The following is a 15,171-nucleotide window of genomic DNA, read 5'->3' as shown; positions in this document are numbered from 1 at the left end:
GGTTAGTCACCTTCAGGTTCGATTGAAGCAGCGCTCCAGTTCCTTGAGGTCGTAGAACTTGCTGCCCTTGGCTATCGGGTGGCAGCCGGCCTTGAAGGCTGTCTCCTTCTCGTTGTAGAGCATGCGGACGAGATAGGTGTTGCCCTTGTGGAAGACGTCCCACTGGATGTTGGAGGCCATGGGGGCGACGGAGGCGCCGCGCCAGGGGTTGTCGGCGTAGGTGTAGGGGTGGTCGGCCGTGACGCCCGCCGTGCTGCCCGGGAGCTTCATCAGTGCGGCGAGGGGGATGATCTCCTCGGCGTGGGTGAAGCGGAGTTCGGCGCCCAGGTCGCCGGTGCCGGCGCGCTTGGCCTCGACCTGCTTGAAGAAGTCGTCGAGGAGGACGTCCGCCATCTTGTACGTGATGTCGCTGTCGGCGAAGCCGGGGCCCTTCTCGTAGAAGTCCTCGACGTCGCTGAGGTAGCCGAACCAGGCGGCGTCGCCGTGCGAGATGTACCGCTCCATGCCCCAGCCCTTGCCGCCGGGGCTCTCCTCGCTCATGGCCGGGGCGATCGCGTACAGGTTGAAGACGGCCTGCGCGGCTTCGACCTCGGTGCCGATCGAGGCGAACTCGCCGTCGGTGATCCGCTGGACGAACGCCGGGGTGAAGAGCCCGCGCAGGACACTGCGGGCGGCCCGGTGGGTCTTCGGCTGGTCGGTGAGCTTGTCGAGCGTGTCCGCGAGGCGCTGGTCCTTGTCGATGTAGTCGCGGTAGGCGGCACCTCCGGCCGCCTTGTGGAAGTACAGCAGGTTCGCGTCGGCGCGGGCCGGGCCGATCAGCGGCTTCAGCGCCGGGTCGGTGTCCCCGAGGGTCGCCGCGAACAGGTTGCCGCTGTCGACGGCCCTGCCCTGCCCGGAGCTGACGACGTCGATCTTCTCGCCGCTCTTGGCGATCTGCCGGAACAGGCCGGGCAGGCGCTGCTCCATGCGTACGGCCGTGCCCGCGATCTCCTGCTTGCCGCGTCCGCTGAGGTTGCCGTAGCCGACCTTGGCCATTGCGGCTTCCAGAGCCCGCACCCGGGGCCCGAACTCCCGCCCCTCGCGCGTGAGCTGCCCCTCGGCCTGCGCCTTGTCCCACAGGGCGAGGATCAGGTCGCCGTCCTCGCCGTCCGTGGCGGCGCGGGAGCCGTGTCGGGAGACGTTCTCGGTGAAGACGGGTGTGAAGCCGGCCGGGGGCCGCTGGTAGGTGCGGGCGTTCTGCTGGGGGACGTAGGAGGCCTTGGTGCCGAAGCTGTCGCGGACGGTGCCGGTGTCATGGCGGGTGTGGTGGTCCGTCGCCTGGGCGGCCGACGGGGCCACCACGAGGGTCGCGAGGCCGAGGGCCAGAGCGGGGGTGAGACGTCTCATGGAGGTGCCGTTTCGTTCGGGACCACACCAAAGCGACTGAAGCGACTGATGCGGCAGACCGGGTGATCCGCCGCATCGTCGAACCGGTACGTGAATTTCGGGTGGCCCGGTGGCGGCCGGGGCGTGGCCGACCGTCCTGCCCTTGCCAAAAAATCCTCAGCCGGACGGCATCAGGCCTCGTGCGCCGAGCCCGCGGCGGACCAGCAGCGACAGCGCGGCGGCGGCGAGGATGACGGCGCCGCCGATGCGCAGGAGGAGGTCGTAGGCGTGCTCCGGGCCGGTCTCCGGGGTGAGGGAGGTGATCGCCGCGGCCACGGCGGCCAGGCCGATGGCGCCCAGGGTGACGAGGGCCGTGAGGACGACACCCGAGGCCTCGCCGGCGCGGGCGGGCGAGACGACCTGCTGGGTGGCCACGCTGGCGAAGGTCCAGCCGAGGCCCAGGCCGAGCGCGCACCAGGTGAAGACGGGCAGGTAGGCCCACCAGGACCAGGCCCAGCTCAGCCCGATCATGCCGGTGCCCGCGATGGTCCCGGCCAGGGCCATGACGCTGGTGGGACGCATCCGCGTGGAGAGCCAGGCGCCGATGGGACCGGCGCAGGCCACCATCACGGCCGGGGCGAGGAACACCGTGCCGGACAGGATCGCGGACAGGCCCCGCACCTGCTGCAACTGCAGGGTGGCGAGGAACACGGTGACGGCGTAGCCCATGTTGGCCACCGACCCCATCACGGTGACGAGGTCGAAGGGGATGTTGCGGAAGAGCCGGAAGTCGACCAGCGGATGCCGGCAGGTCCGCTCACGCCGGACGAAGAGCGCACCGGCCACCACCGCGACGCCGAGCAGGGCGAGGGTGCGCGCGTGGTCCCATCCCCAGGCGCTGCCCCGCTCCACGGCGAGGGTCAGCGCGGCCAGGCTGATCACGACGGCCACACAGCCGGGCAGGTCGACCTGGCGCGGGGCGCTCTCGTCCCGGGAGTCGGGGACGCACCACAGGGCGATCAGCAGGGAGAGGGCGCTGAGCGGAGCCAGCAGCCAGAAGATCCACCGCCAGCCGGGGCCGTCGGTGAAGCCACCGCCCACGAACGGCCCGAGGGCGGTGCCGACGTTGGCGATCCCGAACACCGCGCCGAGCGCCCGGGCCCGGGTCTCCTCGGGAAAGGCGTTGCTGATGACGGAGACCGACACGGGAAAGATCAGCGCCGCGCCCGCGCCCTGCACCACCCGGCACACGACGAGGACGCCCAGGGTGGGAGCGAGAGCACAGCCCACGGAAGCGGCGGCGAACAGCCCGATACCGACGAGCAGGACGGGACGGCGGCCGAGCAGATCCCCGAGCCGCCCGCCGACGATGAAGAGACAGCCGATGGCGAGCATGTAGGCGGACAGCGTCCACTGGGCGGCGGAGACCGTCGTGTCCAGCTCGGCGGAGATGCCGGGGATGGCCAGATTCAGCGCGAAGAAGTCCAGCTGGATGCAGAACAGGGCGAGCGAGGCCGCGACGAAGGCCCCGGCCCGCTTCGAGGTCTGCGGGGGTGCGCTGACGGCCGTCGAACCCATGCCACCAGCACACCGCCGGTGGGGCCCGGCTGCCACCGGAGGGCGACCGGGCCGCCCCGGCTACTCCTGCCTGCCCTCCATGGCCAGCAGCTCCTCGTTCGGGATGGCCCCGCCGAACCGCCGGTCGCGCGAGGCGAACTCCAGGCACGCCCGCCACAGGTCACGCCGGTCGAAGTCCGGCCACAGCACGTCCTGGAAGACCATCTCGGCGTAGGCGCTCTGCCAGATCAGATAGTTGGAGGTGCGCTGCTCGCCGCTCGGGCGCAGGAACAGGTCCACGTCCGGCATGTCCGGGTAGTACATGTACTTCGAGAAGGTCTTCTCGTTGACCTTGGACGGGTCGAGCTTGCCGCTCTTCACGTCCTCGGCGAGCGCCTGCGCGGCGTCGGCGATCTCGGCCCGGCCGCCGTAGTTCATGCAGAAGTACAGCGTCAGCTTGTCGTTGTCCTTGGTCTGCTCCTGGGCGATCTGCAGCTCCTTGGCCACGGAACGCCACAGCTTCGGCATCCGGCCCACCCAGCGGACCCGGATGCCCAGCTCGTCGAGCTGGTCGCGGGTCTTGCGGATGAAGTCCCGGTTGAAGTTCATCAGGAAGCGCACCTCGTCCGGCGACCGCTTCCAGTTCTCGGTGGAGAAGGCGTACAGGGAGATCGCGCCGACGCCCATCTCGATGGCGCCCTGGAGCACGTCCAGCACCCGCTCGGCGCCGACCTTGTGCCCCTCGGTGCGCGGCAGCCCCCGGTCCTTGGCCCACCGCCCGTTGCCGTCCATGACGATCGCCACATGCTTCGGTACGAGCTCTCCGAGCTTCGGCGGCCGTGCGCCGGAGGGGTGCGGCTCCGGCGTCCTGTACTCCCGGCGCTGCCGCCCCAGGATCCCGCGTACGGCCATGTGTCTCTCGCTCCTCGTGCTCGCTTGCCATGCGTCTGTACGGGCGGGGCTACTTCTCCACGTACCGCAGGGAGCGCAGCCCGCGCTCCATGTGCCAGTGCAGATACGCGGACACCAGCCCGCTGCCCTCGCGGACGTACCGCGCCTCGCACGCGTCCGCGGTGTCCCAGTCTCCCGTAAGCAGCGCGGCGAGGAGTTCGAGGGCCTGAGGCGAGGGTACGACGCTGCCGGGCACCCGGCAGTCCACGCAGACGGAACCTCCTGAGGCAACCGAGAAGAACCGGTTCGGCCCGGGCATTCCGCACTTCGCGCAGTCCGTGAAGCTCGGGGCGTAGCCGTTGACGGCGAGGGAGCGCAGCAGGAAGGCGTCGAGCACGAGATGCGGGGCGTGCTCCCCCCGGGCGAGGGTCCGCAGCCCGCCGACGAGCAGCAGATACTGCTGCACGGCCGGCTCGCCCTCGTGATCGGTGAACCGCTCGGCGGTCTCCAGCATGACCGTCCCGGCGGTGTACCGAGCGTAATCACTGACGATCCCGCCGCCGTACGGCGCGATGGTCTCACTCTGCGTACACAGCGGCAGCCCGCGCCCGATCAGCTCGCTCCCCTTCGCGAAGAACTGCACATCGACATGCGAGAACGGTTCGAGGCGCGCACCGAACTTCGACTTCGTCCGGCGCACGCCCCGGGCCACGGCCCGTACGCGTCCGTGACCGCGTGTGAGCAGCGTGATGATCCGGTCCGCCTCACCCAGCTTCTGGGTGCGCAGCACGATGCCGTCGTCGCGGAACAGACTCATGGCGTCATTCTCGCAGGGTCACCGGGTCGCCCGGGTCCTCCGGGTCAAGGGACCTCACCCCTGCTGCGGGCGTTGGCGTACGCCGTCGCCGCGCTCAGCCGCTCGGCCGGGGTGGCGTGCCGGACGGCGCCGGGGTCCACGTCCCATTCCTTCCCGCCCCCGTACGGCCGCAGCTGCACATAGGGCCCCTCATGCCCCATGACGATGCCGATGCGTCCGCTGCGGGTGTCCACGACGTACGCGCCGACCGGGGGGTTCATCGCAGCACCGCCGCGAGCCGCCGGGCGGTCTCCACGGAACACCGGCCCAATTCCACGAGCGGACAGGGTGCTTCCCGCGCAAGACTCACCGGGTCCAGGCCCAGTGACGGCAGGATAATTCCCGCCTTCGCGAGTTCTGCCCGCAATTCCTTCACCGCGTCCTCCGCTTCTTCGACGCAGTGCGCCGAGTGTCGTGCCTCCACCGTGCTCCCCTTCCATTCGGAGTTTCACTCTTCGCATCCCCACGGTGACGCTCCGCGCCTACACTCGGGAGGGGTCTGTGCCCTACAACTGCGGGGCAGCACAAAGGGGTTCGGTAATGGCCAACGGTTCTCGGCAGGCAGCGTGGGAGTTCTTCGGCACGGAGCTCAAGCGGCGGAGGGAGGACGCGGGGATCACCCAGGTGGAGCTGGGGCTACGGGTTTTCGTCTCCGGCGGATACATCGGCCAGTTCGAACAGGCCATTCGCAAGCCACAGCTGGATGTGGCCCAGCGGATCGACGGGGTGCTGCAAACCGACGGTATTTTCGAGCGGTTGTGCAGGAAGCTGATTGACGATAAGCGGTATGCGGATTATTTCGCGAGGGCGGCGGAGCTGGAGGCGCAGGCTACGAAAATCTGCGAGTTCGCGCCCGCGCTGGTGCCGGGACTCCTGCAGACACCGGCCTACGCGAGGGCGGTCACACTGGCAATGAACCCGTTCGCGCCGGACGAGTTCATCGCCGAGAAGGTGTCGGGCCGCGTGGAACGCGCGCAGATCCTCAAGGACGCTACCCGCCCCCTGTATTGGGTGATCCTCCACGAGAACGTGCTGCGCATCCCGGTCGGTGGCCCGGCCGTCATGGCGGAACAGCTGGAGCACGTGGTGGCACTGGCGCGAGAGCGGACGGTGATGGTGCAGGTGTTGCCGTACGCGGCTGGGGCGTACGCCGTGATGACCGGCGACCTGCGCCTCATGGAGTTCGAAGACGCGCCGCCGACGGCCTATACAGAAGCCGTGTATTCGGGGACTTTGCTGGACGATCCGGCCGTGGTGAAGCACGCACAGTCGGCCTACGATCTGCTCAGGGCTGCCGCGTTGCCACCGGAGGCGTCCCTGGACCTGATCGAATCGGCGGCGGAGGACTTCAGACGATGCGCGAGTACGACCTGACCACCGCACACTGGCGCAAGAGCACCTACAGCGACGGCAACGGGGGCAACTGCGTCGAGGTCGCCGACGGAATCCCCGGCACCGTACCCGTCCGGGACAGCAAACTGGCCGACAGCCCTGTGGTCCTGGTCGGGGCAGCCGCCTGGGTGGAGTTCGCCCGCTGGCGCAAGAGCAGCTACAGCAACGGCGAGGGCGGCAGCTGCGTCGAGGTCGCCGACGGAGTCCCCGGCACGGTCCCCGTCCGGGACAGCAAACTGGCCGACAGCCCTGTGGTCCTGGTCGGGGCCGACGCCTGGGGCGCGTTCATACGTCACCATCGCCACTGAAATGATCCGGCCGTGCACTGGACCATGCGCCCCGCCGAACCGGCGGACGTCGAGGCGATAGCGGAACTACGGGCCGTGGTGATGCGCCCGGACCTGGAGCGGTTGGGCCGCTACGACGCGCACCGGGTGAGGCAGCGCCTGCGGGACGGCTTCGCCCCGCACCACACGTCGATCATCGAGGCCGCCGGCACCTTCGCGGGCAGCGTCACACTGCGACCGTCCGAGGACGGCACCTGGCTGGAGCACTTCTACCTCGATCCCGGCCTCCAGGGCCGGGGCCTGGGTACGGCAGTCCTCCGAACCCTGCTGGCCCGAACCGACGCCGACGCCGAACCCGTACGCCTGAACGTCCTCCAGGGCAGCCCGGCCCGCCGCCTCTACGAACGCCATGGCTTCACCGTCGAGACCCAGGACCCGGTCGACGTCTTCATGCTGCGCCCGCCAAGCACGAACGGAGACCACTGAGGGGCTCACGAGCCAGCCCATCCCCGCGATGGGAGCAAATGGAGCACATGGGCCAACCGGCCGAGCCCCCACCCGCCAACACAGAGGTCACCCCCGCCCAAACGCTCCACTCCCCCCGGCTCAGCCACCCACGCCCCGTCGGCCGCCGCACCCACGCGGCGTGCAGGCGAGACGCGAGCGCGCCCGCTCACGCCGGTCGGCGAGGCAACGGACCGAAGCTCGCACACAGGGCCTGGCCACCCGCCTTTCCGGGCCGCTCGCTCGCTTCTCTCCCGTGCTGGAGCGAGGCGAGTCAAGGGTGGCCCGCAGGGCCATCGGCGAAGCCGGCGCGCAGCGCCCTTTACTCGGCTCGTGGAGGCACGACACTGGCAAGAAGCGGGCGGCCCCGACAGTTGCTGCCCGTGTCATGACGGGCCAGGCGGCCTCATTCCTCCCCTCCACGCGCGTTCCGCGACTGGGTCGGCAGCGATACGGCCTGGACGGCCAGTCGATCGCGGATGGACTGGACGAGGTTCTGCCACTGGCGGGTGAAGCCCGGTGTCTGCTCCAGGGGGTCCCACAGGTGGCCCAGTGAGGGGGCCACGCGGGCGCGCGGCATCCACAGATGCAGGAGGTGCTCCGCGGCTGCGCCCAGTGCCGGGACGGAGGAGGCGGGAACGCGACTGCCGTCCAGCAGGTGCGTCACGGTCGTGAGCAGCCAATCGTGCAGCGCGAAGTCCTCGCACAGGCCCGCCGCCGCGGAGGCCGGGATGTCTTCCGGCATTCGCAGCTCCACGGTCCGCAGCCCTCCCTCGGCCAGGGTGAAGCGCTCCAGTGACGCCTTCTCCCCCATCGGGACGTACCGTGCGACCCAACGCAGCCGTGTGGGGCGGGACTTGAATGGCACCCTCTGATCGAGTAGGGGACCTCGGCTGAGTTGGGCGAGCAGCCCCTCAGCGACCATCCCGAGGTTCAGCTCGTCACGTCCGGGGCCACGCAGGACGCCCTTCGCCGTCGCTTCCTCGGGCAGCTTTCCGATGGGTTCGACCAGGCCCGGCCGTACGAGGTACTGGCCCCAGGGCCGACGCGCTTCCGGTCCGAAGGCCGGTGCGCTGAAGTAGGCGGTGGCCTGTAGGACACGCCCCTCGGTGAGCGCGGCGCGGGCGGCCACCGTCCCCACGGCACGGACCTTGGCACCGTTGGAGGTCGGCAGCCCGCAGTCCACGCCGGTGAGGACCTCCGGTGAACGGACGTACAGGTTCGGCCGCTCGGAGACACGGACGTGCTCGTCGGCACGCAGCCGCAGCGCCTGGGGAGCGGCCCGGCTGTCCAGCGCCCGGAGGGTCGGCAGCAGACAGGTGCGCACCTCACCGCAGGCCAGGACGGGACGCACCGGCTGGTCGGCGGTGGCCACTCAAGTCCCCTCGGACAAGCAGAAGTCCGGGGGCTCTTCGTAGAAGACGTACGTCGTACGCTGCGCGATCCCGTCCGGCACCTGCACCCCTTCACTCGCTGACCGCTCGGCGACTTGCCGCAGCGCCCCGGCGTCGACGTCCGTCTGGTCCAGGATGAGCCGTACGGCGTTCTCGACGGGCAGGAAGCGGTTGGGCAGCAGGGTGCAGGTGCGGTAGGCGCTGAAGGGGGCCGCGGAGCCGTTGAGGCGGAGCAGCGGGGGCAGTTGGTCCCAGTCGCGCGGGAAGCCGCCGCCGGTCCAGGGCTGCGGAGTGAGGACGGGCTCGCCGAGGTGCCGTAGGAGGCCGAGGCGGGCGAGTTGCCACACGGCGGCCAGCAACGGGCAGGACCACAGGCGCCGCCCGTCCCGCTCCGACCAGAGCTCGACGTCCATGAAGACCGAGTGGTTGCGGGCGGCGGTTTCCTGGGGCGGCTGCCAGCCGGGGGCCTCGGAGAGCGCGCTGCGGGCGGCGCCGGGCGTGCGCTGCCCGTTGGAGAGCCAGCCGGTCTGGCCGACGGGTGGGCGGGCGCCGTAGCTGCCGGGCGGCGGCGATTCGACGAGACGGTGCGCGACGGACTCGGCCGGCTCGGTCCTGCCGTCGGCCGCGCAACCGGACTCGCGTGCCAGATAGTCGATGACCAGGCCTGCCTTCTCCGCTTCACCCAGGACGACGGGGAGGAGTTCCGCCGGGGTGGAGAAACGCGTGAAGTAGTCGTCGACGAGGAAGCAGGTGCTGATACGGAGGCGCCGGTCGCCGATGCGGCGGGCCGCGGCGGCGCGGGCGGCGTCCGCCCAGAGGCGCGTCTCGGCGAAGTGCGCACGCAGCCGCCCGGGTCCGGCCTCGAAGTCCTCCGTGTAGAGGTGGCCCACTTCCAGGGAGAGATGGGCGAGCGGTACGGCCTGGGTACGGGGCTCGGCGGTGGCCTCCCGGAACACGGACTCCGTCATGGCCGACCCCCCTTCGCGCCGTCCTCAGAACGTACAACTCAGTGCCAGGCTTCGCCAGTTGTGCTGCACTATGCCGAGACACGACTGCGAACTGAATGAAATGGACGGATATGACCGCATGGTCCGCCCGGGCGGCCCGCCCCGCTGATCTGGACCGGCTCCATCTGTTTCTGGCCGAATCGTGCGAAGCGTCGGTCGTTCCGTCGCCGGCTCTTCTGATCGAAGCCATGGAACGCGAGCTGGTCCGGGTGGTCGAATCCGAGGGCGAGTTGGTGGGGTGCATCGCCGCGGAGATGCCGTCACCGGGGCATGCGCGGCTGTCGCTGATCGCGGTGCGCGACCGAATGCGGCGGCAGGGTGTCGCCGCGCGGTTGCTGGGCGAGATGGTGCGGGATCTGCCCGGAAGGTCGAGCGAGCCGCCGCTGATCTCCGCCGTGGCGGGGACGGAGGAACTGGCGGTGACACGCCTCCTCCTGGCCTGCGGGTTCATCGGGACGCGGGTCATGCGCGCGGGTGCCGCGGACGGCGCCGACCGCATCTACTACCAGTACAAGTCGCGTGTCGAGTACATCGATCCGGACGCGCGGCATCTCGTCCATGTCACAGCGAAGGAGCAGCTCGCGGAGTCGCTGGGGCCGTCCGACCACGCGGTGACGGCGCTGGTGAGCCTGGGCGGTGAACCCGCCTTCGAGATCGCCCGGTTCGAGAAGGACGACCCCGCGACGCTCCAGTCCGGGGAGGCCGCTGCCGGCATCGCGTTCTCCGGCTCCATCCTGGCCGCCATCACGTTCCTCCTGGGCTTCGCCTTCTCGTCCACCCGGTTCCCCGACGACGTCCGTCTGCTTCTCATCGGGGCGACGTTCAGCACGGTGCTCTCCCTGATCGTCTACGCGAGTGCCTCCGGCGAACTCGCCCGGATCCGCTCGAACGCGTTCGGCAAGATAATGAAGTGGGGAAACGTGCTGTCCGAATACGGCGGCGTGTTCCCCTTCCTCATCTCCTTGCCTGTCACCTACGCGCAGGTCAGCGGCAATCCCTGGACGACCATGGTGCTGGCCGTGGTGATCAGCGCGGCCATGGCCTGGTACGAGCGGTCGGAATTCTCCATCGCCCACCGATTCCGGCGAAGCCGGAGCGAAGTCAGCTTGATGGTCCTTACGGCCGCCTCTCCGACGGCCGGTGCGGCGCTGGTGGAGGCGGATGCCGTCAGCTGGCCCTGGACCATCGCCCTGACCGCCACGCTCATGGCCCGCACCTGGCTGTATCTCTTTCGCAGAGGCGCGGAGGCCGACATCGCGGAGCGCAGGCAGTGGCAGATCCGGGGGTAGGTCCCGGCACGGCTCAGGGATGCGACCGAAGTGCCGTGCGGACCCGGTCCGCGACCTCGCGGGCACATCCCCAGGACAGGGTCAGTCCGGCTCCGCCGTGGCCGTAGTTGTGCATCAGCAGCGTGCTCCGATGCCGCTCCTCCGTGAGCCGGACCCGGCTGCGGACCGGCCGCAGTCCCACCCGGTGCTCGACGACCCGGGCTCCGGCGAGCGACGGCTCGATGTCGGCGCAGCGCCGGATGATCGCCTCGGCCTCGGCCTGGTCGGGGCCGAGGTCCCAGTTGCCCCGGTCCGAGGTTCCGCCCAGGACCACGACGTCGGAGTGCGGGTAGATGTAGGTGAGTTCCTCGGCGCCAGGGGTGTCGTCGGTGAAGAACGCCCGGATGCCGGGGTTCTCCACGACTACGAGCCGGCCGCGCACCGCCTCGACCGCGGTGTCGGCGGCGAGGTCCCGGGCCCCGGCACCGGTGCAGTTCACCACCACAGGCGCTTCGCCCAGCGCGTCGTCGAGGGTGTCGTAGTGGTGATCGCGGACGTGCCCGCCGGCCTTGGCGAGCCGTTCGACGAGGTACTGGAGGTAGCGGGGCATGTCCACGAGCGGGGCGCGGTAGCGCCAGCCGGACACGAAGCCCTCGCGCAGGTCGTCCGGCGCGCATGCCACCGCCCCGACCAGGCCGCCCCAGGCCGGCAGGTCACAGGGGACTCTGGACTCCTGGGTCCCTTCCAGCAGCCGGATCCCCGTGCCGGCGTCCGCGCTCAGCTCGGTGAGCTCCGACAGGGTCACCCGGCTCCATCGCTCCACCAGGTCGCGGGGTTCGGCCAGATAGGGATCCCACATGGCGCCCGCGGCCGCCGAGGTCGTCGCGGACGGGGGCCGGTCGGTGTCCACCCGGACGTCCATGCCGGACTCCGCCAGGCACACCGCCGTGGTGAGCCCGGAGACTCCGGCGCCGATCACCACCGCACTGGCCGACACTGGCTCGCCTCCCTGGTCCGCGACTCTGCGCCGAGACTAACCGACCCGCCTCGTGGTGCCCCGGCGGCACGGGGTGCGGTTCACGCCAGTTCCCAGTGCCTGTCGTCGGTGAGCCGATCTGCCAGGTCGATCAGGGCCTGCAAGGTCGTCATGTCCGCGATCCGGCTGCTGAGCACGTCCTCGTCGGTGATGAGCTGCTCACGCCACTGCAGGACGATCTCGAAGGGTACGGAGCCGAGGACCTGGCTGCGCCCCATGCCGTGTTCCCAGGCGAGTTCATCGAGGCGGTTGTCGCACGCCTGCATCCACGCCGACTGCGCGGGCGGCACCTGCGACCACGGCGGCGCGTCGGGATCGGACACGGCGGACCGTACGAAGCGGATGGCGCCGCGCAGGGCGGCCTCGTCATGGCCTCGGGCCACGCCACCGGCGACGAGGCCGTGCCTGCCGAAGACCAGGTGCGCGGCGGCGGTCACATGCTGGCGGGTCCAGCGGTGGAAGACCAGCCAGCGGGCCGGGACCGCCTCCATCTCGGGCTGTGCGGTGGCGGCCAAGGCCAGGTCGAGGGCGTAGCTGCGGCCGGCCCGGAGGTCGACGAGGATCAGGTCGAACTCGTGGTGCAGCTTCAGCAGCAGGTCGACGCACCGCCGCTGGTCGTTCTCGGTGGTGGCGAAGTCGCCGCCGCTGAGGTCACCGGGCATCAGCACGAGCCGTCCGGAGCAGGACGGCCGGTGGCGCAGCACCTCGTGCTCGGTCTCCGCCCAGACGTCGATGCGGGCGGGGTCGACGACCTCGCTCTTCAGGTAGGCATGCAGGCCGCGGCCCTCGGCGGCCCGGCAGGCCTCGGGCACGTCGAAGACAGCCGAGGCGGTGGGCGAGCCGAAGTCGAAGTCCAGGTAGCAGACGTCGTCTCCGGCCAGCGCCCGGTGGTAGGCGAGGTTGGCGCTGGTGACGGAGCGGCCCGCGCCGCCCTTGTCGGAGGCCGCGAAGATCAGCATGTTCCGCCTCCCGGGCGGGCGGTGGCCCGGGCCTGGGCGAGAACGTCCAGCAGGCCCAGGGCGTCGAGGGCCAACGCGTAGGAGGTGCCCGGCTGTTCGCCGACGAGTGCACGGGCGCGGCGCAGCTTGAGCTCAATGTCTCTGAGCGCCCTCTCCCGGCTGCCGCCATCGATGGGCGACAGTTCCGACTCCTCGATGCCGAAGAGCTGGGCGGCCTCGCTGAGCAGCGCCTTGGCCAGATGGGTCAGTTCGGGGCTGCGGAGCGGCGGCTGCCGGTACATGTGGTGGGCCTGGACCATCACCTCGACGACGCGCTCGGTGAAACTCCAGGAGTCCCACAGGCCGGCCCCTTCACCGTGGCTGATACGGCGCTGCCACACGTGCCGCAGGATGTCCTCCGCGAGTCCGGACAGCCGGTCGTGCGCGGTGAGGTCGCGGGCGAGCGAGCGCAGTTGCACGGCCCGCTTCAGCAGCTGTGCCGAGAAGTCGGTCATCGTCCATCGCAGCGGCGGCCCGATCCGTTCGGTGCCCAGCAGCGGCATCGTGACGCCGGGGTCGTGCAGCCGCACCATCGGGTCGTCGTGTGTCACGCGGCTGGTGATGCGGGCGCGATCGGCGAGACGCTCCAGAACGCCTACGACACGGATCAGGTCGTCGTCGGTGGCGCGGCGCCGCATCAGGTCGTGGACGAGGAGGGAGGTGACGGAGAGCGAGAAGTACTCGGATTCCTGCCGCGGCCCGGTCGTACGCCAGGGGATGTCCTCCAGGGGCCAATGGTCGGCGTCGAAGCGGGCGATGCCGGACCAGAACTGCTGGGTGATCTCCCAGCGCAGCCGGAGCGCCTCGGCGAGCCTCTGCTGTTCGGAGTCGAGCAGCCCGAGGGTGAGGGTGCGGTCGGAGAACAGGTCCTCGATGCCGTCGAGTGCCACGACGGTGAAGTAGAGGTACGGGACCGGGTCGGCGATGCCGTACGGCTGAGGACCGACGGGTTCGTCGGTCTCGACCTCGGGCGCGTCCTTCACGATGCCCCAGGCCCAGCCGCATTCGAAGAGCCGGTTCTCGTCCAGCAGCCCCTCATGGACGTCGAGCCCGAGGACGAGGCTCTCGGTGATCACGGCACGCAGGGCTTTGAAGCGGTGCCGGAACCTCTCCACCACATGCCGCCCCGGCACCCGGCCCTGCCCCAGGAGGCCGGTGAGAACTTCACCTTGGGAGGAGTCGGGGTCGTAGACGCTGACGGTGAAGGAACGCAGCAGGCCCACCATCGCGGCTGTGAGGCGGGTGCTGGTGGCGTGGCGCAGCTCGGCGATCGCCGCCTGGACCTCGGGACGCCGGGTCCTGGTCCCGTAGTGCTTGAGGAAGCCGAGCGTGGCCAGACAGAGGGTGATCGACAGGGAGTAGGAGTCGACCACGCCGAGTTCGCGCTGCTCGTCGGTGAGGTCCGTGGTCTCGCCCGCAGGCCGGAAGCAGTAACCGCCGGCGAAGCTGGGGCTGTCGCCGGGTCGCGTGTGCGTCCGCATGAACTCGGCGACGACCGTGACGAGCGCCGCCGGGAGGTCCAGCCGGCCGCCGGCCCTTCTCATCGCGCGCAGGACGTCCCGCTCCGTGGTGTCCGGATCGTCCAGCCGGAACGCGGGGATCTCCATGGCCGGATACAGCAGACAGAGCAGCCGTTCCGCGTCGGCGACACTGCTTGCCCCGCCCAGGTCGCCCCAGTCCCACGTTCCCCCGTCGAAGGAGTGGCGGGCTATCGCCTGCCAGATGTCCAGGAGTTGCTGCCGCGGTTTGATCTGCAAGTCCCTCGCCCCCGTACAGCTCACACAGCCGTCACTGCCGACGCCGGCCACAGGCAAGGATCATTCCCGAATAGCCGTCGCGCAGGCATTCCGACGAAGCCAGGCGCACGATCTTGAGGTCATCCGCGAGTGTTTCAAGGCTCGCGTGCACCTCGGATTCCCCCACGTCACAGGCGGGGAAGAAATACTCGCCTGCATAGTGGCCCCTGGAATGTTCCATGAAGGCGGCGGCGAAGGGGGCACCGGGAGTCAGCGCCCGCAGGAAACGCTCGACGCCGAGTCGGAACTCCTGCACCGACGTGGTCATCGACTCGGCGACGAAGAACATGGTCCCCAGGGACCACCGCCCCTCGTGTCGTGCCAGGTCGAAGATGCTGCCCTCCTTCACCTCTACGGACCTGCGGAACCTCTCGCGCGGGTCCAACTCCAGCGCACCGTACGCCTCGTGCTCACCCAGGACGCCCCAGAACCGGTCCCAGGTCGCGTCGTAGTGCGCGACCTGGCTCTCCAGGTACCTCACGTTCGCGGACGAGTACTCGAGGAGAGTGATCTCGTCGCACCACGGCAGCATGGCGAGCGCGGGATAGAGGTTCGCGCCGGCACCCACGTCGATACCGGAAACGGGCCCGGGCGTGTCCGTCGTACGGAAATGATCAGCGAAGTGATCCCGGACGATGCGCAGAATCTCCGCGTCCTCTGCCTGCACGTCTCGGTAGTTGTGCTCGACATAGGCGATCGGATCGAATGCCGCCCAGTTCACATCGGCATTCCCCGGCCGAGCGTTCCACGACGATCCCGACGTCACTCACTCACGGTATCCCGAAGGGCGGACCGGGGGTAATCCCCCCGCGATTTCGGG

The 15,171-nt window shown here is 70.0% G+C and carries 16 protein-coding genes; 4 read left to right on the top strand and 12 right to left on the bottom strand.

The window, feature by feature from the left end; genetic code table 11:
* Positions 1 to 12: 12 nt before the first annotated feature.
* The 6 genes from ACZ6I3_RS00645 to ACZ6I3_RS00620 form a co-directional block, all read right to left on the bottom strand.
* Positions 13 to 1,386: a histidine-type phosphatase gene (locus ACZ6I3_RS00645; RefSeq protein ID WP_469410676.1), complete on the bottom strand. Its 1,374-nt coding sequence runs from the start codon at positions 1,384 to 1,386 to the stop codon at positions 13 to 15.
* A gap of 156 nt (positions 1,387 to 1,542) precedes the next feature.
* Positions 1,543 to 2,943, bottom strand: a complete 1,401-nt coding sequence (locus ACZ6I3_RS00640) for an MFS transporter (RefSeq protein ID WP_469410675.1) — start codon at positions 2,941 to 2,943, stop codon at positions 1,543 to 1,545.
* Between the two features lie 60 nt (positions 2,944 to 3,003).
* Complete coding sequence (locus tag ACZ6I3_RS00635) at positions 3,004 to 3,834, bottom strand: isoprenyl transferase (RefSeq protein WP_469410674.1); 831 nt, start codon at positions 3,832 to 3,834, stop codon at positions 3,004 to 3,006.
* 49 nt (positions 3,835 to 3,883) lie between these two features.
* Entirely contained in the window at positions 3,884 to 4,630 is a 747-nt protein-coding gene (gene recO, locus ACZ6I3_RS00630; RefSeq protein ID WP_189723392.1) for a DNA repair protein RecO, read from the bottom strand.
* Between the two features lie 44 nt (positions 4,631 to 4,674).
* Positions 4,675 to 4,890, bottom strand: coding sequence for a hypothetical protein (locus ACZ6I3_RS00625; protein ID WP_382827025.1), 216 nt, complete (start codon positions 4,888 to 4,890; stop codon positions 4,675 to 4,677).
* Positions 4,887 to 5,093 (bottom strand): hypothetical protein, encoded by a 207-nt coding sequence (locus ACZ6I3_RS00620; protein WP_469410673.1) that lies wholly within the window; start codon positions 5,091 to 5,093, stop codon positions 4,887 to 4,889. The genes ACZ6I3_RS00625 and ACZ6I3_RS00620 overlap by 4 nt, the downstream gene beginning before the upstream one ends.
* Positions 5,094 to 5,209: 116 nt before the next feature.
* Between ACZ6I3_RS00620 and ACZ6I3_RS00615 the strand changes: the two genes are divergently transcribed.
* The 3 genes from ACZ6I3_RS00615 to ACZ6I3_RS00605 are packed head-to-tail and all read left to right on the top strand — an operon-like array spanning position 5,210 to position 6,834.
* Entirely contained in the window at positions 5,210 to 6,043 is an 834-nt protein-coding gene (locus ACZ6I3_RS00615; protein ID WP_469410672.1) for a helix-turn-helix domain-containing protein, read from the top strand.
* Positions 6,025 to 6,369 (top strand): DUF397 domain-containing protein, encoded by a 345-nt coding sequence (locus ACZ6I3_RS00610; protein WP_469410671.1) that lies wholly within the window; start codon positions 6,025 to 6,027, stop codon positions 6,367 to 6,369. Before ACZ6I3_RS00615 ends, ACZ6I3_RS00610 begins: the two co-directional genes overlap by 19 nt.
* A gap of 24 nt (positions 6,370 to 6,393) precedes the next feature.
* On the top strand, positions 6,394 to 6,834 hold the full coding sequence (locus ACZ6I3_RS00605; protein ID WP_469411651.1) for a GNAT family N-acetyltransferase: 441 nt from the start codon (positions 6,394 to 6,396) through the stop codon (positions 6,832 to 6,834).
* A 424-nt stretch (positions 6,835 to 7,258) separates the two neighbouring features.
* Here ACZ6I3_RS00605 and ACZ6I3_RS00600 read toward each other — a convergent pair whose 3' ends face one another.
* Entirely contained in the window at positions 7,259 to 8,227 is a 969-nt protein-coding gene (locus ACZ6I3_RS00600; RefSeq protein WP_469410670.1) for an SCO2521 family protein, read from the bottom strand.
* Entirely contained in the window at positions 8,228 to 9,214 is a 987-nt protein-coding gene (locus tag ACZ6I3_RS00595; RefSeq protein ID WP_469410669.1) for an SCO2522 family protein, read from the bottom strand.
* A 227-nt stretch (positions 9,215 to 9,441) separates the two neighbouring features.
* Here ACZ6I3_RS00595 and ACZ6I3_RS00590 point away from each other — a divergent pair, with 227 nt between their 5' ends.
* On the top strand, positions 9,442 to 10,542 hold the full coding sequence (locus tag ACZ6I3_RS00590; RefSeq protein ID WP_469410668.1) for a GNAT family N-acetyltransferase: 1,101 nt from the start codon (positions 9,442 to 9,444) through the stop codon (positions 10,540 to 10,542).
* A 13-nt stretch (positions 10,543 to 10,555) separates the two neighbouring features.
* On the opposite strand, the gene ACZ6I3_RS00585 is transcribed toward ACZ6I3_RS00590, so the two are convergent.
* From ACZ6I3_RS00585 to ACZ6I3_RS00570, 4 genes are all read right to left on the bottom strand, one after another.
* Positions 10,556 to 11,518 carry an FAD-dependent oxidoreductase gene (locus ACZ6I3_RS00585; RefSeq protein ID WP_469410667.1) on the bottom strand — a complete coding sequence of 321 codons (963 nt, stop codon included), beginning with the start codon at positions 11,516 to 11,518 and terminating at the stop codon, positions 10,556 to 10,558.
* An 80-nt stretch (positions 11,519 to 11,598) separates the two neighbouring features.
* Positions 11,599 to 12,516, bottom strand: coding sequence for an SCO2523 family variant P-loop protein (locus ACZ6I3_RS00580; protein WP_469410666.1), 918 nt, complete (start codon positions 12,514 to 12,516; stop codon positions 11,599 to 11,601).
* Positions 12,510 to 14,312, bottom strand: coding sequence for an SCO2524 family protein (locus ACZ6I3_RS00575; protein WP_469410665.1), 1,803 nt, complete (start codon positions 14,310 to 14,312; stop codon positions 12,510 to 12,512). The genes ACZ6I3_RS00580 and ACZ6I3_RS00575 overlap by 7 nt, the downstream gene beginning before the upstream one ends.
* Before the next feature lie 31 nt (positions 14,313 to 14,343).
* Positions 14,344 to 15,117 carry an SCO2525 family SAM-dependent methyltransferase gene (locus ACZ6I3_RS00570; RefSeq protein ID WP_469410664.1) on the bottom strand — a complete coding sequence of 258 codons (774 nt, stop codon included), beginning with the start codon at positions 15,115 to 15,117 and terminating at the stop codon, positions 14,344 to 14,346.
* Positions 15,118 to 15,171: the final 54 nt, after the last annotated feature.

Source organism: Streptomyces sp. NPDC041940 (assembly GCF_055589465.1).
Note: the sequence above shows the minus strand (reverse complement) of the source record. Positions and strands in the feature narration are given on the sequence as shown.

Bases quoted from the DNA above. Each gene is read 5' to 3' on its own strand.
- ACZ6I3_RS00645 (WP_469410676.1), bottom strand. From the start codon at position 1,386: ATGAGACGTCTCACCCCCGCTCTGGCCCTCGGCCTCGCGACCCTCGTG.
- ACZ6I3_RS00640 (WP_469410675.1), bottom strand. From the start codon at position 2,943: ATGGGTTCGACGGCCGTCAGCGCACCCCCGCAGACCTCGAAGCGGGCC.
- ACZ6I3_RS00635 (WP_469410674.1), bottom strand. From the start codon at position 3,834: ATGGCCGTACGCGGGATCCTGGGGCGGCAGCGCCGGGAGTACAGGACG.
- recO (WP_189723392.1), bottom strand. From the start codon at position 4,630: ATGAGTCTGTTCCGCGACGACGGCATCGTGCTGCGCACCCAGAAGCTG.
- ACZ6I3_RS00625 (WP_382827025.1), bottom strand. From the start codon at position 4,890: ATGAACCCCCCGGTCGGCGCGTACGTCGTGGACACCCGCAGCGGACGC.
- ACZ6I3_RS00615 (WP_469410672.1), top strand. From the start codon at position 5,210: ATGGCCAACGGTTCTCGGCAGGCAGCGTGGGAGTTCTTCGGCACGGAG.
- ACZ6I3_RS00610 (WP_469410671.1), top strand. From the start codon at position 6,025: ATGCGCGAGTACGACCTGACCACCGCACACTGGCGCAAGAGCACCTAC.
- ACZ6I3_RS00605 (WP_469411651.1), top strand. From the start codon at position 6,394: ATGCGCCCCGCCGAACCGGCGGACGTCGAGGCGATAGCGGAACTACGG.
- ACZ6I3_RS00595 (WP_469410669.1), bottom strand. From the start codon at position 9,214: ATGACGGAGTCCGTGTTCCGGGAGGCCACCGCCGAGCCCCGTACCCAG.
- ACZ6I3_RS00590 (WP_469410668.1), top strand. From the start codon at position 9,442: ATGGAACGCGAGCTGGTCCGGGTGGTCGAATCCGAGGGCGAGTTGGTG.
- ACZ6I3_RS00580 (WP_469410666.1), bottom strand. From the start codon at position 12,516: ATGCTGATCTTCGCGGCCTCCGACAAGGGCGGCGCGGGCCGCTCCGTC.